16 protein-coding genes and 1 other RNA gene are annotated in these 18,351 nt (G+C 60.9%); 11 read left to right on the plus strand and 6 right to left on the minus strand.

The window, feature by feature from the left end; all coding sequences use genetic code 11:
* Positions 1-70 precede the first annotated feature (70 nt).
* The 6 genes from zipA to OSC50_RS06145 all read left to right on the plus strand — a co-directional run bounded on the left by zipA (position 71) and on the right by OSC50_RS06145 (position 7,521).
* Positions 71-931, plus strand: coding sequence for a cell division protein ZipA (zipA, locus tag OSC50_RS06120; protein WP_266246326.1), 861 nt, complete (start codon positions 71-73; stop codon positions 929-931).
* 85 nt (positions 932-1,016) lie between these two features.
* Positions 1,017-3,383 carry an NAD-dependent DNA ligase LigA gene (ligA, locus tag OSC50_RS06125; RefSeq protein WP_266246325.1) on the plus strand — a complete coding sequence of 789 codons (2,367 nt, stop codon included), beginning with the start codon at positions 1,017-1,019 and terminating at the stop codon, positions 3,381-3,383.
* 105 nt (positions 3,384-3,488) lie between these two features.
* Complete coding sequence (locus OSC50_RS06130; RefSeq protein WP_266246324.1) at positions 3,489-4,655, plus strand: zinc-binding metallopeptidase family protein; 1,167 nt, start codon at positions 3,489-3,491, stop codon at positions 4,653-4,655.
* Positions 4,656-4,802: 147 nt separating this feature from the next.
* An RNA gene (gene ffs, locus OSC50_RS06135) (signal recognition particle sRNA small type) lies at positions 4,803-4,899 on the plus strand.
* Between the two features lie 172 nt (positions 4,900-5,071).
* Positions 5,072-5,500, plus strand: a complete 429-nt coding sequence (locus tag OSC50_RS06140; protein WP_266246323.1) for a hypothetical protein — start codon at positions 5,072-5,074, stop codon at positions 5,498-5,500.
* 59 nt (positions 5,501-5,559) lie between these two features.
* On the plus strand, positions 5,560-7,521 hold the full coding sequence (locus OSC50_RS06145; protein WP_266246322.1) for a hypothetical protein: 1,962 nt from the start codon (positions 5,560-5,562) through the stop codon (positions 7,519-7,521).
* Here OSC50_RS06145 and OSC50_RS06150 read toward each other — a convergent pair.
* Together OSC50_RS06150 and OSC50_RS06155 are read right to left on the minus strand one after the other, a co-directional pair.
* Complete coding sequence (locus tag OSC50_RS06150; RefSeq protein ID WP_266246321.1) at positions 7,518-8,258, minus strand: retron system putative HNH endonuclease; 741 nt, start codon at positions 8,256-8,258, stop codon at positions 7,518-7,520. The genes OSC50_RS06145 and OSC50_RS06150 overlap by 4 nt on opposite strands.
* A complete protein-coding gene (locus OSC50_RS06155) occupies positions 8,255-9,631 on the minus strand; it encodes an AAA family ATPase (RefSeq protein WP_266246320.1) in 1,377 nt (458 codons plus the stop codon). The genes OSC50_RS06150 and OSC50_RS06155 overlap by 4 nt, the downstream gene beginning before the upstream one ends.
* Positions 9,632-9,966: 335 nt before the next feature.
* Here OSC50_RS06155 and OSC50_RS06160 point away from each other — a divergent pair, with 335 nt between their 5' ends.
* Positions 9,967-11,013, plus strand: a complete 1,047-nt coding sequence (locus OSC50_RS06160; protein ID WP_181076099.1) for an N-acetylmuramidase family protein — start codon at positions 9,967-9,969, stop codon at positions 11,011-11,013.
* A 1-nt stretch (position 11,014) separates the two neighbouring features.
* Complete coding sequence (locus tag OSC50_RS06165) at positions 11,015-11,611, plus strand: hypothetical protein (RefSeq protein ID WP_253508880.1); 597 nt, start codon at positions 11,015-11,017, stop codon at positions 11,609-11,611.
* A gap of 58 nt (positions 11,612-11,669) precedes the next feature.
* On the opposite strand, the gene OSC50_RS06170 is transcribed toward OSC50_RS06165, so the two are convergent.
* Positions 11,670-12,581 carry a DUF2167 domain-containing protein gene (locus tag OSC50_RS06170; protein ID WP_253508878.1) on the minus strand — a complete coding sequence of 304 codons (912 nt, stop codon included), beginning with the start codon at positions 12,579-12,581 and terminating at the stop codon, positions 11,670-11,672.
* Positions 12,582-12,656: 75 nt separating this feature from the next.
* Positions 12,657-13,520, minus strand: a complete 864-nt coding sequence (locus OSC50_RS06175; RefSeq protein ID WP_181076093.1) for a LysR family transcriptional regulator — start codon at positions 13,518-13,520, stop codon at positions 12,657-12,659.
* 102 nt (positions 13,521-13,622) lie between these two features.
* Here OSC50_RS06175 and OSC50_RS06180 point away from each other — a divergent pair, with 102 nt between their 5' ends.
* The gene (locus OSC50_RS06180) at positions 13,623-14,522 is read left to right on the plus strand and encodes a DMT family transporter (RefSeq protein WP_253508876.1); all 900 of its coding nucleotides are present in this window, start codon (positions 13,623-13,625) and stop codon (positions 14,520-14,522) included.
* Here OSC50_RS06180 and OSC50_RS06185 read toward each other — a convergent pair.
* Complete coding sequence (locus OSC50_RS06185; RefSeq protein ID WP_181076089.1) at positions 14,496-14,867, minus strand: VOC family protein; 372 nt, start codon at positions 14,865-14,867, stop codon at positions 14,496-14,498. The genes OSC50_RS06180 and OSC50_RS06185 overlap by 27 nt on opposite strands.
* A 54-nt stretch (positions 14,868-14,921) precedes the next feature.
* Entirely contained in the window at positions 14,922-15,683 is a 762-nt protein-coding gene (locus tag OSC50_RS06190) for a substrate-binding periplasmic protein (RefSeq protein ID WP_253508874.1), read from the minus strand.
* Positions 15,684-15,816: 133 nt separating this feature from the next.
* On the opposite strand from OSC50_RS06190, the gene dnaX reads away from it, so the two are divergent.
* Both dnaX and OSC50_RS06200 read left to right on the plus strand, forming a co-directional pair.
* Positions 15,817-17,856: a DNA polymerase III subunit gamma/tau gene (dnaX, locus tag OSC50_RS06195; protein ID WP_266246319.1), complete on the plus strand. Its 2,040-nt coding sequence runs from the start codon at positions 15,817-15,819 to the stop codon at positions 17,854-17,856.
* A 44-nt stretch (positions 17,857-17,900) separates the two neighbouring features.
* Positions 17,901-18,239: a YbaB/EbfC family nucleoid-associated protein gene (locus OSC50_RS06200; RefSeq protein ID WP_017527493.1), complete on the plus strand. Its 339-nt coding sequence runs from the start codon at positions 17,901-17,903 to the stop codon at positions 18,237-18,239.
* Positions 18,240-18,351 lie beyond the last annotated feature (112 nt).

Below are 18,351 nucleotides of genomic sequence, written 5' to 3' on the forward strand. Positions count from 1 at the left end.
GTTTTAAAGCGGTTTGCACGGTGCTAAACCCCTTATTTTTCAGCATTTTTTATTAGAGGCACGGGATTACATGGAAATCGGTCTGCGCGAGTGGCTGATCGTCATCGGCATTATTGTCATTGCCGGTATTCTTTTTGATGGCTGGCGCCGCATGCGCGGTGGCAAGGGCAAGCTCAAGTTCCGCCTGGACCGCAACCTGTCCAACTTGCCCGACGATGACGGCAGCGCCGAGTTGCTGGGCCCGCCCCGTGTGCTGGACACCCATAAAGAGCCTCAGTTGGACGAGCACGACCTGCCGTCGATGAGTGCGCCGGTGCGTGAAGCCCGCGAGCCGTCGTCCAAACGCGGCAAGCGTGCCAACCCGGTGGCCGAGCCACAACAGGGCGACTTGAATCTGGACGTAAACGAAGGCCCCGGTTTCAGCAGTCGCGACGACGATTTCCCGGATGAAAACACCGGCAGGAACGCGCCGCGCCAATCGGTCAACGACCAGCCGGCCGCCGAAGAAGTCCTGGTGATCAGTGTTATTTGCCGCGATGCGGGCGGCTTCAAGGGCCCGGCATTGTTGCAGAACATCCTCGAAAGCGGCCTGCGCTTCGGCGAGATGGATATTTTCCACCGCCACGAAAGCATGGCCGGCAATGGCGAAGTGCTGTTCTCCATGGCCAACGCGGTCAAACCGGGTACTTTTGATCTGGACGATATCGACCTGTTCAGCACGCCGGCGGTGAGCTTTTTCCTCGGCCTGCCGGGCCCGCGTCACCCCAAACAAGCGTTCGACGTGATGGTGGCCGCAGCGCGCAAGCTGTCTCGGGAGCTCAACGGCGAGCTCAAGGACGACCAGCGCAGCGTGCTGACCGCCCAGACCATCGAACACTACCGTCAGCGTATCGTCGAGTTCGAGCGTCGCGCCCTGACACAGAAACGCTGAGGATTGGCTTCCAGCGTTGTCATTAGAATAAGCGCACCAACATTTGAGCAGCTTCGGCTGCTCTTTTGCTTTATGAGAGAACACCATGACCGCCGCCCACACCCGCATCCTCGAACTGCGCGCTGAACTGGATCAGCACAACTACCGCTACCACGTTCTCGACGAGCCGAGCATTCCGGACGCCGAGTACGATCGTCTGTTCCACGAGCTCAAGGCTCTCGAAGCCGAGCACCCGGAGCTGGTCACGCGCGATTCTCCGACGCAGCGGGTCGGCAGCGCGGCGTTGTCGGCGTTTACTCAAGTCAAGCATGAGATCCCGATGCTCAGCCTGGGCAACGCGTTCGATGAAGCCACCATGCTTGAGTTCGATCGCCGCGTCACCGAGGGCCTCGATCTGCCGGTGGGCGATCTGTTCGGCGGCGGTGCGGCGGTGGAATACAGCTGCGAGCCGAAGCTCGACGGGCTGGCGGTCAGCCTGTTGTACCAGGACGGCGATTTGATACGCGGTGCCACCCGCGGCGACGGCACCACCGGCGAAGACATCAGCGTCAACGTGCGTACCGTGCGCAATATCCCTTTAAAGCTGCACGGCAGCGGCTGGCCGGCGACCCTGGAAGTGCGCGGCGAAGTGTTCATGTCCAAGGCCGGTTTCGAGCGGCTCAACGCGTCGCAGTTGGAAGTGGGCGGCAAGACCTTCGCCAACCCGCGCAACGCCGCCGCCGGCAGCCTGCGCCAGCTGGATTCGAAGATTACCGCCAGCCGCCCGCTGGAGTTCTGCTGCTACGGCATCGGCCAGGTCACCGCCGATATCAGCGACACGCATATCGGCAACCTCAAGCAATTGCAACAGTGGGGGCTGCCCATCAGTCATGAGCTGAAACTGGCCAAGGGTATTCAGGAATGCCTCGACTACTACCGCGACATCGGCGAGCGGCGTAACAGCCTGCCGTATGAAATCGACGGTGTGGTGTTCAAGGTCAACAGCCTTGCCTCCCAACGCGAGCTGGGCTTTCGCGCCCGCGAACCGCGCTGGGCCATCGCCCACAAATTCCCGGCCATGGAAGAACTGACCGAACTGCTCGATGTGGAATTCCAGGTCGGCCGCACGGGCGCCGTGACGCCGGTCGCGCGCTTGAAACCGGTCAAGGTTGCTGGTGTAACCGTGGCCAACGCCACCTTGCACAACATGGACGAAGTGGCGCGACTGGGCCTGATGATCGGCGACACCGTGATAATCCGCCGCGCCGGCGATGTCATCCCGCAGGTGGTTTCGGTGGTCACCGAGCGCCGCCCGGAACACGCACGCGCGGTGCAGGTCCCTGAAAGCTGCCCGGTGTGCGGTTCCCATGTGGAGCGCACGCAACTGGTCAAGCGCAGCAAAGGCAAGGAAACCGTCAGCGAGGGCGCGGTGTACCGCTGTGTCGGGCGCCTGGCCTGCGGCGCGCAGCTCAAGCAGGCGATCATCCACTTCGTGTCGCGTCGCGCCATGGACATCGACGGCCTGGGTGACAAGACCATTGAGCAACTGGTGGATGAACACCTCATCGGTTCCCCGGCTGACCTCTATAAGCTCACGTACGAGCAGATCATCGACCTGGAAGGCTTCGCCGATATCTCCAGCAAAAAGCTGATCGCCGCCATCGAAAACAGCAAGTCGCCGACCCTGGCGCGCTTTATCTACGCCTTGGGTATTCCCGATGTGGGCGAGGAGACCGCCAAGGTGCTGGCGCGCTCGCTGGCCTCCCTTGCGCGCGTGCAACAGGCTTTGCCGGAAGTGCTCACGTACTTGCCGGACGTGGGCCTGGAAGTGGCGCATGAGATCCACAGTTTCTTTGAGGACGGCCACAACCAACAGGTGATCGGCGCGTTGCTGTCGCCGGACGAATGCGGCCTGCAGTTGCAGGAGCAGGGCGATCTGAGCGCCGAATTCGCCGCCAGCGCCACCCTCGGCGGGTTGCTCGACAAGCTCAATGTGCCCAGCGTCGGTCCCGGCGCCGCGCAGAAACTGGCGGACAGATTCGGCAGCCTCGACGGCGTAATCCAGGCCGACTGGCTGGACATGCGCCAGGCATTGCCCGAGAAGCAGGCCAAGGCCGTGCGTGACTTTTTCGATAACCCGCAGAATGCGCGCCGCGCCCTGGCGATCGAGCAGCAGCTCAAGGACTTCGGCATGCACTGGCACAGCGAGAAAAAAGTCATCGAAGGGTTGCCCGAAGCCGGCCACACCTGGGTGCTGACCGGCTCGCTGGAGCTGATGAGCCGCGACGTGGCCAAGGACAAGCTGGAAAGCCTGGGCGCCAAGGTGGCCGGCTCCGTCTCGGCCAAGACTCACTGCGTGGTCGCGGGCCCCGGCGCCGGCTCCAAGCTGACCAAGGCTACCGAGCTCGGTTTGAAAGTACTGGATGAAGAGGCATTTATCGCTTTCCTGGCCCGGCACAACTTATCTGTCTGACGGCGTCTGCAGGGCGCGGGCTGCGCTGCGCACCTCGTGCCTGCCAAGTGGAACGATCCGGAGTCCGCGATGATCTAGTCTTGGTCATCCCTGGGAGAGATCGCCATGTTCCGCTATTTCGAGCAGCTCAGTTCGCGCATTGCCGCACCGTTCATGGCCGATACCTCGCGCAACGGCAAGGTCTGGCAATGCCGTTGCGGCCAGGCGCTGTTCTTTCGCAACAGTCAGTGCCTGGCCTGCTCGGCGCTGCTGGGTTATCAGCCGCAGCAGAGTCGCCTGGCGTCCCTGCAGCCCGGCCCCGTGACCGGGACGTGGCTGCAGGACGGCAATCTCGACGCCGGTGCTTTTCGTCGCTGCGCCAACCTCGACACGCCGGCGGCCTGCAACTGGCTGATCCCGGCGCACAGCACCGCGCCGCTGTGCGTGGCTTGCAGCCTCAATCGCACCATTCCGGACCTGTCCATCGTGGAAAACCACGAGCGCTGGCGCAAAGTGGAAACCGCCAAGCGCCGCCTGGTGGCGCAGTTGATCAGCCTGGGCTTGCAAGTGGTGCCCAAGCGCGTCGACGAAGATACCGGCCTGGCCTTCGACTTTATCGGCATCGACCTGCAGGGCAACGCGCCCACCACCGGCCATGCCAACGGTCTGATCACCCTGGACATCAAAGAAGCCGACGACGCCCACCGCGAGCAAGTCCGCGTGCAGATGCACGAGCCTTACCGCACCTTGCTCGGCCACTTTCGCCATGAAGTCGGTCATTACTATTGGGATCGCCTGATCGCCGACAGCCACTGGCTCGAACCTTTTCGCCAATTATTCGGCGACGAACGCGCCAGCTACGCCGATGCTCTCGAGCGGCACTATCAGCACGGGCCGCGACCGGACTGGCAGCACACCTGCGTCAGCGCCTACGCCACCATGCACCCTTGGGAAGACTGGGCCGAGACCTGGGCGCACTACCTGCACATGATGGACGCCGTGGACACCGCCCTGGGCTTCGGCATGAGCGCCCGCGAGATGGACCTGGATTATCAGCCGTTCCCCCTCGCCACCCTCTACGACCCTGAACACCCAGGCGGTCCGGCATTTCTTTCGTTCGTCAATGCCTGGATCGAACTGGCCGGCATGCTGAACGAACTCTCGCGCAGCATGGGCCAGCCGGATTTCTACCCCTTCGTACTGCCACCGGCGGTGATCGCCAAACTGCACTTTATCCACCTGGTGATCCAGGAGGAGGGTGGGCGTGCGGACGAGGTGTTGCAGGCACATTGATTAACCCGTGTGTGAGGGCAAAGCGTGTGGTCAAGGCAAGTGCTTGAACCTCTTCATATTTTTAATCGGTCACCAACGGTTGTAACTTCCCATGAGATCGGTACAATGGCGCGGCTTGCCGAGAGGCCAGCGTCGTTATGGTGACCCCATCGGTCCCCCCGCAACGATTACCCGTTAACCTGGTCAGGCCCGGAAGGGAGCAGCCACAGCGGGAACATTGTGTGCCGGGGTGTGGCTGGTGGGGTTGCCTCCATAACGCTCTTCCTTTGTTGTCTATCCAAATCTTAAAAAAACGTATGCGAACCATCTGCCTTCGAGCAGTCGATGGTGGCATTGTCGCGACGGTTGAAAACTCACGTCAGCCCGTCGTTTGATCGGTGGCATACTTCACTGCCTGGCATTCGGAGGCAGCGTAAGTGGAAAAAGTTGACGACCTCACTCGAGAAAAACTGCGGGAATGGCAGATGCGGCGCCTGGAGATCAAGGACCGTATCCAGGCCCATCCGGAGCAAACGCTGGCGTTGTCGAAAGTGTTGGACCTGATGGACGAGGAGCACGCTCAAATCATGAGCGCTGCGCAATTTATCCGCACCTCCGAGCCGAGCCCTGAGCCCAGCATCGATCAGCCTCCATCGGTCACCGCTACCTATCAATTGCACTTGAACGTGTCTGCCCACAGCGCCGAAGATCTGCAGCGTTTGCTCGATATGGCCGTTCACGAACTGCAACGGCAGATTGAAGTGGCCGGCGCTTCGGCGTCCACCGAACCACGGCGTTACCCCGGCGGCATGACGGGCTCTCTGGGCGGTTATCAATTCGAGGTGGGCGTCGGTCAGGATGCCTGACAAGCTTGACCGCTGAATCCATTTGATTGACCTCATTCGGCCCCTGGCCGCGAGGATGTATGCAACCGGAACACTTCGACTTATCCAGCCCCGTCTTCCTGCCGGTCACCGACGAAACCTGCAGCGCCTTGCTCGGTACCGACGGTGCCGCGCACCTGGACAGCCTGACGGACCCGGAGCTGGCCGCAATACTGGTCATTCAGAACCTGGCGCAGGCCGCGCAAGCCGACCTTAACGGCGCGGCCGCCGAGCGTGTGCTCGTCAAGTTGATGGGGTGGGTGGTGAACGCGCCGACGTCCGGCACGCCGGCATTGCTGTCCGAAGCGCGGCGGCTGTTTGACCCGCGCAAGTTGTACTTCGGCATCAATGCGCTCAAAAACCTCAACCTGCGCCTGTTACTGCCCGAAGAAGTCGCGGCGCGCGATTACCTGTTGCCCGACGGCCAGTGGGATGTGACCTTCAAAGTCCGACAGCGGCGCAGCAACGACCCCTTCAGCCAGCAGATGATCACCCCCCGGCACCGTGAGCGTTGGCTCAGCCCGGCCCAGGACAAGCTGGTGCGCACCTTTCGCGCGAATCTCAATGAAGACCTGCATGTGCAGGGTTACGCCGGTATCGGCAAGAGCCATCTGCTGGGCGCGTTGCTGGAATGCCTGCGCCCGGAAAAAACCCTGGTCCTGGCGCGCACCGGGGCCAAACTGGCCACGCTTCGCGAGCGCATGGGGCTGGCGCGGGACGGCAAGGCCGGTTCGACCTTCGCCGCCTTTGCCAAGGCCATGTTGCAGGCGGGGCGCCCCGGCGCGGACAAAACGCCGGCCCGATTGCCCGGCAAACAGGCGGTGTCCCAAGCCCTGGATATTCTGGGGTGGCGCGGCCACGATGGCCAAGCGACGCTGAATGTGTGCCTCAAGGTGCTTGAGAACTACTGCACCTCCAGCCATCACAGCCTCTCGGCCCGGCACTTGCCCCACTTCAAGCACGCCTTGAGCAGCCTGGATGCCCAAGTCTTGCTGGAATACGCAAGCCGCGTTTGGACGTACCTGGAGCGCAACCCGCAGTGGGTCAGCCAGACCGAGTTTGCCACCCTGTGGTTGATCAAGCGCGCCAGCCTGGCGGGCTGCGAGGTGCCACCGCGCTTTACCCATGTGTTGATCGATGAAAGCCAGGACATCCCGGCCTCGTTGCTGCAGATCATTGAGCGCGGCCGTCAGGTGTTGATTACCTTGGGCGACGAATACCAGCTGGCCACAGGCGTGATGGTGCGGCGCAAACGCGAAGTCCGGCACACCGATATCAGCTACTCGGTGCGTTCCGGTCGCAATGTCGAACGCCTGGTCAACCCGTTGATCAGCGTGCACTCGCAGAAGAGCAAGGTTCCGTTCGAAGGCGCGCGGGACGCCGATGTCGGCATCGAGCATTACCCCCAGGGTTTCGTGCCGCCCGAAGGCTGCGTCGTGTTGACCGCGTCCCACTGGGACACCATGAAGTGGGCAATCCAGTTGCAGCAGGCCAATTGCCCGTTCGGCGTGTTCGACAGCGCAGCGCAGCGCGATCTGGAGCGTTTCATGATCAGCGCCATTGCCCTGTTCAAACCGCAGTTTTACAGCACCGAACACACCGACAAAGGCCCTCACGCCTATTTCAGCGACCTGGCCGACTGGCAGCAGGTGCGCGAGGCCGGCCAGTTCGACGAAGCGTTCCTGTGGGTCGAGGACGAGCTGGAGAAAGGTTTCAATGTGGCCGATGTGACCCGTCTGAACCGGTTGAGCGGCCAGCCTGACAAGTGCTGCCGGCTGATGCTTGCACAGGAGGCCGGCGGCATGGAGTTTGACAGCGTGCTGCTCACCCCGGCACTGCTGACCAATGTGAAATTCAAGGATGCCTATGCGTTCGACCAGCGACTGTGCGAGGTGTATATCGCGATTTCAAGAGCCAGGCGGCAGCTGTACCTGCCTTACGATGTGGTCGAGTGGATCGATTACCACAAGTATCAGAAGACCCGTGAAACTCATGGCTTTTAATCGAGTTGAGCTGATTCGGCATCTATGGGGTACTGCTTCAGTACCTGTTCCGCAATGTCCCCGAAAAACGTTCGTGTGAGACTGAAAAAAGGGCTCAGTTGCTTGCCGCGAGGAACGAGGTCGATACTTGCCAGGCAGTGAAGACTCATATCCTGGTCAATGTGATCTTCGAAGAGTAGCTGTAATTCGTCCCACCATTGCTGACGCAGGTTCTGAAGGAATGGGCTGTTTAAGTTAAGCAATCCAATGGTGTACAAAGCTCTGTCTTCGTCTTCTTCGGATAACTTATCTGCAGGCACCATGCGCCCGTCAGATAGGTATGCGAAAAAACGACGGCAATCGGATTGATGGCAGGAGACAAATCGATTGATCTCAACCGCATCTGATTTTCCGAGCGCGTGTCCGCCGAAAACTTCTGACGCTCGACCTTTGAATGTATGCAAATCGCTTTCGCTGTCCAAGGCGGACGCGGCGAGGTTGTAGTAATCAAAAGTGCGTTGGGGATTCTGGCTTTTATTTTCGACGTGTTCTATATGAAAGCCTAAACCGATCTGGTCGGGTCGAATCTCGCTGTAACAACATAGGCCGTATTGTTCTTCCAACAGGTAGGCGAGGACCTGCTGCTTATACTTGAACCTCGACCATCGGCTGTCCGCCGCATGGGCTGAGACGGGCGGATTGGAATGTGAGCTGCTCAGTTGATAGGGGCCTTGGCCACGTTTGTGGACTGCCCTCATTTTTTTAGAGCCCTTTGCCGTTTTATGCTTCGCTGTAGACGCTGAAGCTGGGGGTGCTGATCACCCAGTGCGTTGGTAAGACGCTCCATCAACTCAATGACTGGCTGTTCGTCATATCGTCCCTTATCAACCCATTCAGTGAGTTGTAATAACTCAGGCTTTTCAATGACCGGTGGCTGCGGATCAACCTGCATCACGCTATGTAGAACGCTGCTGCTTGGTTCACCATAAGTCATCGCCAAAGGCGGTGAGGCAACCAGATTACCGTGTATATCCTTGCCAATTACTCGAATGTTTTCGCGCCGCACGGTACTTAATACTTGCGGGCTGTGTGTGGTGACAATGAATTGCATGGCTGGAAAAGCCCCGCGCAATGAGCCCAGGATTGTTTGTTGCCAATGCGGATGGAGAAACATGTCCACCTCGTCGATCAGCGCAATTCCATGGGTTTTCAAAGGGGCATCAACCCCTAAATGTGGATTTAACTTGCAAGCTCGGAAGGCAAGGTCAGCAACCATGGCAATTGCATTACGCAGGCCGTCGCTAAGCATGTCTACAGGCAATACGCCTTGTTCAGGATGATGCATGATCAACTGTTGTTGATGGCTTTCACTGTACTCGAGGCTGTGCCAGCCAGTTGGAGCTTGAATCAATCGATCAATCGCGTCTTTGATCGATTTAATAATTTGCCCGAATCGAGTCCCAAGCTCAGACAGCTGCGCGTTACGCTCCAGCGCAACGACCTGAGCTTCTCGATAGCTGCGATAGATCCAGCCATACCACGCTGTAAAGGTTTTGAAACTCGACGAATAGGAGAGGCAGTTCAGATAGCCTGAAGTTCGGGAGTATTCGGATTTATCAAGAGTCGTTTGGGCGGCGGCCGACGTGAAGCGCCCCTCAAACCAGAGCCGAGAAGTGCCCAGGTAGGTGACCAGAGGCAGAACGACAGACTCGTCGCGGCGAACTTTTTCCTGCAGTGATTTGCTATACCCCGTCAGGGCTTTGGCGTCAGTGTCTACGAGTGTATTGGTTGATTTTTTCAAGCTCGTACGTTGTTGCAGCCAATGCCGTTCCGGTTCGCTGTCACCCCACGGACCGGAAGCTTCAATAATACTCGGTATCTGAGGTTCCATATTGCCGCTGGTAAGGTGGGCGAGACGTACGTCGTCAATTTGAATTGTCGCGGATTTCCCGGTTTGACTACCGAGATCAAAACCCTTCACAAACGGCCAGAGGGCAACCCGGGCAGCATCCAGAATGGTGGTTTTGCCACCTCCATTGGAGGCAATCAATACAGTCAGATGAGGGTCGAAGTCGATCTCGAACTCTCCAAAGCAGCGGTAATTCTGCACGCGCAGTTTGTCGAGCCTCACAGTCGTTTCTCCGGTTTCATTATCTGACCAGGCAAAGGGGCGTCCCATTGCGTTGCTGGGTGCACAGCATACTAGAGGGAATGGCGAAAACGCTAAGTAAAGCCGGGGAAGTCGCTGCTTTACTGAAGTGTTTCTTAAGCCAGCGCGCTTGTCGTCAGATCAAGCGCCTGGCTGCTCCTTGTCTTTAGATAGCTGTCTCACAACTTTCAAGATCGCGACTGGACAACCTTTAACCGCCTTGCTAGTTTCCGCCAGCCGCATGTTTCAGAATATGACAACGGCAACGCATTGATATTGAAGTGGCATCACTTCTTTAACCAACAAGGATGTCTCCGATGAAAAGCCTGCAAGGGTTGCCCCGTCTGATCAGCGCTTCGGTGGGTGCTCCCGGTAAAGCCCGCAATTTGCCCGCCGATGTGCAGTGCATCCAGTATCTCTTCAATCTGATCATTCCGAAGATGGGCGCTCCACTGGCCGAAAACGGCAAGTGCGACGGCCAGTTGGTGCAGTGCATCAGCCAGTACCAGTTCCGTCACCTCAAATATGCTCACCCCGACGGCGTGATCGACCCCACCGGCCGCACGTTCAACAGCCTGATCGAAGAAGCGGTAAAGGTGCCGGTGAAGGCCTCGCCGACCCTGCGTATCCCAACGTTCCTCAACGGCTTCGGCAATAACCAGGGCGACGCGGTGCACGCCACGGTCAATGTGTACCTGGACCGCATGCGCGCGATGATCGAGGCAGAGCGGCGCAACCGCCAACTGATGTTGCAGCCCACCTGCGACGGCGGCATGACCCTCTCCGATACAGACTTCCAGAACGCCGCCACCCAGTTGGGCAATGGCATTTCGGTGAACATCATCAAGGCCTTCGCCACCGTGGAATCGGGCGGGCGTTCAGGGTTCGGGCCGGCCAAGTTGCCGGTGATCGCCTTCGAAGGGCACTTGTTTCGCAAATACACCAAGCGCATCTACGACCAGGCGCACCCGCTGCTGTCTTACCCCTACGTGAAAAAGGCCGGGCCGCAGTGGCAGGTCAATAACAAGGACCAGATCAAGGCCTGGGAAACCATGGCCACCGCGTTTGCCCTGGATCAGGAAGCGGCCTTGATGTCGGCGTCGTGGGGCATGTTCCAGATCATGGGGTTCAACTTTTCGTCGTGCGGTTACAAGACGGTGTTTGAATTTGCGGCAGCCTTGAAAGTGAATGCCGGCAACCAACTCAAAGCCTTCCTGGGTTTCTGCAGCAAGAGCCCGGCCTTGATGAAAGCCATGAAGGCCAAGGATTTCACCGGCATGGCGCGCAACTACAATGGCGAGGACTACGGCAACTACGATGTCCTGATGAAGAAAGCCTACGAAAAACTTGAAGGGAAAAAATAGGATGACGCGTTTTCTGACGATGGGTGTGTTGTCGTTGTGCTGTGCAATGCCGGCATTGGCCGCCAGCAGCGCTTTGCATTCGGGCAAGTACGAGGGCCTGATGCTGGCGGTTACGCCGCAGCAGCAGGTCGAAGGTTACTACGCCGAAGAAATGGGCGAGGGCGTCACCCGGGGCTGCACGTTTTACCTGCAGGGCAAGCCCGGTGCGCTGACGACCTGGGGCCAGGAGGCTTATCCGGGCAGCGTGGCACCGTCCGCCGATGGCGTGACCCTGACCGTGGAACAGGGCCGCCAGCATCCCGGCTGCCTGAACGTGCTGATGCCGGAAATCGCCACCGGCCTGGACCTGAGCCAGACCGCCAGCAAAAACTGGATCGGCCTGGTCACGGTGTCAGCCGATAAGGCTTACCTGCAGAAAACCCCCGGTGCCAAGGTCGCCAAGCGCCCGTACATCGTCAAGCGTGACGTGGTCGGTGTGCTGGCGTACAAGGACGGCTGGGCGCAGGTCGAGTTCGTCAACGCCGAGGGCCGTTCGTCCATCGGCTGGATCAGTCAGGACCAGTACAGCCGTCTGGCCGCGCCCACCGCGCAAAACTGAGCCGTAAAAAAACGCCGCCGTGTGCCAGGGCACGCGGCGGCGTTTTTGTGTGCGGGTTTCAGCCCTTGTTGCGGCTGAACAGCTTACGGATACCGGCGAGCAGTGCCACCACGCCGATCACCAGAAACTTCTTCGCCGCCAGCAGGAAAATGCCGATCTTGGCGAACAGCCCGGCCTTCGCGGCGATTCCGCCGGCCACCAGCGCCGCCAGGCCATAGGTGGCCATTTTGTCGGTGGTGGGGTTGAAGTCGGTGTACAGGTTGCCATCGGTGAAGTTGGTGAAGGCCAGCACCTTGGGCAACTCTTGCTTGATGGTAGGCAGGTCGGCCATGGCGGCGACGGCGTTGAGTTCCAGCACGCCTTCACGGCCCAGCACGCGGATGCTGTAGTTGAGGGTGTTCTGATCGGCGTCGTCGGCTTTCAGTTCGCGGGCCCAGTACATTTTGTGGGTGGTGTCGTCGTAATGCGGCGGCTCGGCCCAGCCCAGCAGGTGCAGGCCGGCGTAGCCTTGTTTCTGGCGCTCCTGGTTCTCGGCTTCGTCTTCTTCCTGCATCTGTTTGAGCAGATCGGCGTAGTCGATTTTTGCCGCATCCTCGTCGGAAATATGCCCATCGGCCTTGTAGCTGACGATCACACCCCAGCCGCGCTCGGACAGCGGGCTGACGGCTTTGGGCACAATCATGCCCAGGGTCTTGAAGCCCGGCGGGTTGCCCCAGCCATCGGTCAGCAGGCGCTCGGTGTCGGCCGGGTCGAGGTAGTAGAACTCGTCGTTGAGTTTCAGGGTGGCGATACCGCTGGGCAGGGTGACCGTACCGGTTTTTTTCTTGAGCGAGGCCAGGAAATGTTCGGCGGTTTCAGCCGGCTCGGCGGCGGCACTGGCTTCGACCGGAGCAGGCGTGGCGGCGGCGAAGGCGGGGAGGGCGGGCAGGCTCAGAGCGGCCGCCGCGAGTAATAAGCGGAGGTAATTCACGGTAGTCCCTTACAATTTGAATTAATTTCGCGAAAGGATAACTGAAAAACCTGCTATGGGGCATTCAAATAAGTCTCAACCGAACGTCTCGTGCAGCAGCGCGGCAAAGGCATCGCGCGCCAGATGTCGCTGGGTGTCTTTGTGCCAGAACAGCAGATTGTCCACCGCCTGCAGCTCCGCGAACCGGTAGGACGTCAACTGGCTGGCCTGCTCGTAGCGAGCCAGAATGCCTTCCGGCGCCAACGCCACGCCGATGCCGGCGCTCACGCACCCGATAATCGTGCCCCAACTGGCGTAGCTGGCGATGCTAGGTGTGACGTTATGGGGTTTGAGCCAGTTCTCCAGCGCCGCGCGATAGGGGCAACCGGTTGGCCACACCAGCAGGGTGCGGCCCGCCAGGTCCTGCGCGCCTTGGATCGGCGCGCTGCATGCGCTGGCGACCAGTACCAGGCGTTCGCGGTAGACCACGCTGTGTTCGAGCTTGGCGCGCGGGCTGCCTGCAGCTACCAGGGCCACATCCAGGCGATGGTGTTGCAGGTCGTCGAGTAATTGGCTCCAGGCGCCGGTCACCAGTTCCAGGCTGACCTGCGGGTAACGCCGGTGATACTCCGCCAGCAATGGCGGAAGACGGCCGCTGGCGCTGGATTCCACCGCGCCGATGCGCAAGGTGCCACGGGGGATGGCAGTGGCATCCACTGCCCGTTTGGACTCATCCACCAGCGCCAGGATGCGCTCGCAATAGTCGAGAAAAATCTCACCCGCCGCGCTGATCGCCAGCCCGCGTCCGGCGCGGATAAATAACGGCGTGCCCAGTTCGCTCTCCAGCTGCTTGATGCGCGTGGTGATGTTGGACGGCACGCAATGCAGTTGCACGGCTGCCTGGGCCACGCTGCCCGTCTGCGCCACGGCGCGCACCATTTTCAGTTGGGCCAGTTCCATTGCTCAATTCCCGTGATTTCAGAAGTCAGAAACGCTTAATTGTCCTGCGCCGCGACCCAGCCAAGACTGACAGCCTTCTTTCGCGGTTTCTGGACATTCTCGATGAACACCCCGTCACGCCTGAAGCTTACGCTAGTCACCGCCAGCGTGATCCTCTGCTGGGCCTATTCGCCGATTGGCGTGCACCTCGGCCTGCATAGCTACAGCCCTGGTCAACTGGCGTTGTTGCGCTTTTTGATCGCGTCGCTGTTTATGGCCGGGGTGGCGCTGGTACTGGGCATCGGCCGACCGCGCTGGCGGGACGTGCCCTGGTTGCTGGTGCTGGGGTTCTTCGGCGTGTTCCTGCACCACACAGCCCTCAACTATGGACAGCAATGGGTCACGGCGGCGGCTTCCAGCGTATTGGCGCAGTCGGCACCGCTGTTCAGTGTGCTGATCGCGTTTTTGGTTTTGAAGGAGCGGGTGAGTGTGTGGCGTTGGGTGTGTGTGTCATTGGGGCTGGTCGGGGTAGGGGTGGTGATCTGCGGTGATCGGGGCATCGGCGAGATCGACCCACGCGGCGTGCTGATCCTGCTGGCGGCGCTGTCCTGGAGTGTGTATTTCGCCCTTCAGAAACACTACGCCCATCGCTACAGCCCGCTGACCATGGCGTGCTACATGGTGTGGGCGGGCACCCTGATGCTCTGCGTGAACCTGCCGGACCTGCCCGCGGCGGTGCTGCGGGCACCGGTGACAGAGAACCTGGCGGTGCTGGTGCTGGGCATTTTCCCCAGCGCTCTGGCCTATCTGGCGTGGGGCTATGTGTTGAAACATGTGGAGGTCAGCCGCGCGGCGGTGGCGATGTACCTGATTCCGCCAGTGGCGATGCTGATGGCCGCCACTCTGCTGGGTGAGCAGGTGACGCCGTGGGTGGTGCTCGGCGCGCTGATCGTGCTGGCCAGCGTGGCGGCCATCAGTCTGGAGGGGCGCTGGCGCTTAGTCGTGCAGGCAAAACGCGCGTAACCGGTGGCCGTCCAGGTCCTGGGCGACGAAGGTGTAGCCGAAGTCCGCGGCCGTCGGTGACTGGATGATCGTGGCGCCACGTGCGGACCACTGCGCGTGCAAGGTGTCCACGGCGGTTTTGTCCGCCAGTGATAGCCCCACTTCAGCGCCGCCGCCCGTCAGCGTGGCGGCCGGTTCCACTGTGTGCCGCGACCACAGCCCCAGCTTGACGCCGTTATCGAGTATGAACAGGGCAAAGGTCGGGTTCAGTTCCACGGGTGGCTTGTCGAGCAGCCGGCTGTAGAAATTGGCGCTGGTGGCCGGACTGTCGACATACAGCAGGAAATAATGAGCGACGGTAGACATGCAGGTTCCTTGAGGGCAGGCGATTGAATGGGTCCAGTCTAAAAGGTCGCACTGTCAGTTCTTGTCAGGAGCGTGCGCTTGCGTTGGAACCTGGCCGGTATACAGCTGGATGATTTCGTCGATCTCTCCCGACACTTTCATACGCAGCAATGTACGCAGGATCTGCTGTACCGGCAGTTTCGGATCGTTGCGCACGATGCAGCCAAGACTCAGCTCATCGACCACCGCGACCTTGTGCAGACGGTGCTCAGGCGTCAGGGTCTGATTGAAGCGGTCCACCGTCCACTCGTTGATCACCGCATACTGAAAGCGCCCGGCCAGGAGTTTGTGCAATACCTGCTCCTCGCTGCGCGCCTCGTCGCGGGTCAGCCGGCCGCTGGCGAACAGTGCCGCCAGGCCGGTGTAGCGGTAATTGAGCACGGTGCCGATGGCTTGTGGCGCCAGCTCGGCCAGCGTGACCGGCTGCTCGCTCGTACTGACCAGGACACTGCGCTGCATCATCAGCGGCACGCTCCAGGCGTAGTCTCCCGGCAGGTCATCCAGCCAGGCCTGGGTGACATAACAGCGCACATCAATATCGCCATGGAGCATGGCGGTGGCGATGCGCGCGCGTGCCAGCACCTGGAACCGGGCCGGTTGGCCGAGCTGATTGGCCAGGCTCGCCATCACGTCATACATAATCCCTTGGGTAGGCTGGCCGTTTTCCAGCTGCACCATGGGCATCGCCCAGCTGTCGGAAACCGAAAAGCGCAGCGGGGCGGGCGCCGCCAGGCTGGCCGTGGTAATCATCCATAAAGCGCCCAGGACTACGCGCATACACTCTCCGGGTTCAGGCCGATTGGGGGCCAGTGAGCAGAGCTTAGTCAGATTAGACGAGCGTGCCGGATGCAATTTCCCCCTTGCTCCGCTAGCATTACCGGCTTCCGCTTCCCAGTTGCGACGGTTTTCGATGAGTTATCAGGTTCTTGCACGTAAATGGCGCCCGCGCTCGTTCCGCGAAATGGTCGGCCAGACCCATGTGCTCAAGGCTCTGATCAATGCCTTGGACAGCCAGCGGCTGCACCACGCCTACCTGTTCACCGGTACCCGCGGGGTCGGCAAGACCACCATTGCGCGGATCATCGCCAAGTGCCTGAACTGCGAGACCGGTATCACCTCGACGCCCTGCGGCACCTGTTCGGTGTGCCGGGAAATCGACGAAGGACGTTTCGTCGACCTGATCGAGATCGACGCCGCCAGCCGCACCAAGGTCGAAGACACCCGCGAGCTGCTGGACAACGTGCAGTACGCGCCGAGCCGAGGCCGCTTCAAGGTCTACCTGATCGACGAAGTGCACATGCTCTCCAGCCATTCCTTCAACGCCTTGTTGAAAACCCTGGAAGAGCCGCCGCCCTACGTCAAATTCATCCTGGCGACCACCGACCCGCAGAAACTTCCCGCAACTATTCTGTCGCGTTGCCTGCAGTTCTCCCTGAAGAACATGACCCCCGAGCGCGTGGTCGAGCATTTGACCCATGTGCTGGGCGTCGAGAACGTACCGTTCGAAGACGACGCGCTGTGGCTGCTGGGCCGCGCGGCCGATGGCTCGATGCGTGATGCCATGAGCCTTACCGACCAGGCCATCGCCTTCGGTGAAGGCAAGGTCATGGCCGCCGATGTGCGTGCCATGCTCGGCACGCTGGATCACGGCCAGGTCTTCGACGTGCTGCACGCGTTGATCGATGGTGACGCCAAGGCATTGCTGGAAGCCGTGCGCCATTTGTCGGAGCAAGGCCCGGACTGGAACGGCGTGCTCTCGGAAATTCTCAATGTGCTGCACCGCGTGGCTATCGCCCAGGCGCTGCCCGAGGGGGTCGACAACGGCCATGGCGACCGCGACCGCGTGCTGGCGCTGGCCCGGGCATTGCCGGCCGAAGACGTGCAGTTCTATTACCAGATGGGCCTGATCGGCCGTCGCGACCTGCCCCTGGCGCCGGACCCGCGCGGCGGGTTCGAGATGGTGCTGTTGCGCATGCTGGCGTTCCGGCCCGCCGATACGGCGGACGCACCGAGACAGCCGCTAAAGCCAGTGGGAATCAGCCAGGCCACAGTTGATTCCGCCAAATCCGTGGCTGGCGTCGCCGTGGTCGCGCCAGTCGTTGCCGCGCCGGCGCTTGTAGAGCCTCCAGCGGCGCCGGTGGTGGAACCGGTGGCGGTTGAACCCCCCGAGCCTGTGGCGGAGGTCGACCTGCCGTGGAACGCGCCGGCGGACCCCGAGCCCGAGCCCGAACTGCAGCCCGCCGTCGAGCCGGTGCTGGAAACCCTCGGCGAGCAGCCCGAGCTGACCCCGATGCCCACGCCGACGCCTGACAGCGCAGTGCCGGATGCGCCGGAGTGGGTCAGCGCGCCGGTGCCCGAGCCAACGGTGGCACAGGTCGAAGCGGCCACGCCGGGCATCGATCTCGACGATGAGCCGCCGCTGGATGAAGATTACATCGAACCGGACATGGATTCGGCCTACAGCTACCTGGACGAGTTGGCCAGCGAACACGCCGCCGAACCGGCCCCGGAGCCCGAGCCGGAACCCGCCGCGGCGCCGGCCACCGGCCTGGCCCTGCAGTGGCTGGAACTGTTCCCGAAATTGCCGATTTCCGGCATGACCGGCAGCATCGCCGCCAACTGCACGCTGGTCGCCATCGAGGGCGACCATTGGTCGCTGCACCTGGACCCGGCCCACAGCGCCCTGTTCAACGCGACCCAGCAGCGTCGCCTGAACGACGCGTTGAACCAGTACCACGGTCGCCCGTTGACGATCAGCATCGAATTGATCAAGCCTGAGCAGGAAACCCCGGCCCAGGCCGCGACCCGCCGACGTCTGAACCGCCAGCGGGAAGCCGAGGAAGCGATCCACACCGATCCGCTCATCCAGCAAATGATGCAACAGTTCGGCGCAGTGGTCCGCCACGATACTATTGAACCTGTCGAAGCCCCGGTGCCTCAGGCGTCATGACACCGGGCTACTAACTTGATCCACGTACTTTTGAGGTGATTCCCATGATGAAAGGTGGCATGGCCGGCCTGATGAAGCAGGCGCAGCAGATGCAGGAAAAAATGGCCAAGATGCAGGAAGAACTGGCCAACGCCGAAGTCACCGGTAAAGCCGGTGGCGATATGGTCAGCGTGGTGATGACGGGTCGCCATGACATCAAGCGCGTGAGCATTGACCCGAGCCTGCTCGAAGGCGTCAGCGATGATGACCGTGAGGTGCTGGAAGATCTGTTCGCGGCTGCCGTGAACGACGCCGTGCGCAAGATCGAAGCCAACAGCCAGGACAAAATGTCCGGTGTGACCGCCGGCATGCAACTGCCGCCGGGCATGAAGCTGCCGTTCTGATCCACAGGCATTGGCTAGACTCAAATGCCAGGCATCGCGCCTGGCATTTTTGTTTATGCCGATCCGATCGAACCCCGGCCCGGCATCGATGGTCTGCACCCTATACCGACGA

The organism is Pseudomonas quebecensis (assembly GCF_026410085.1).
GTDB lineage: Bacteria > Pseudomonadota > Gammaproteobacteria > Pseudomonadales > Pseudomonadaceae > Aquipseudomonas > Aquipseudomonas quebecensis.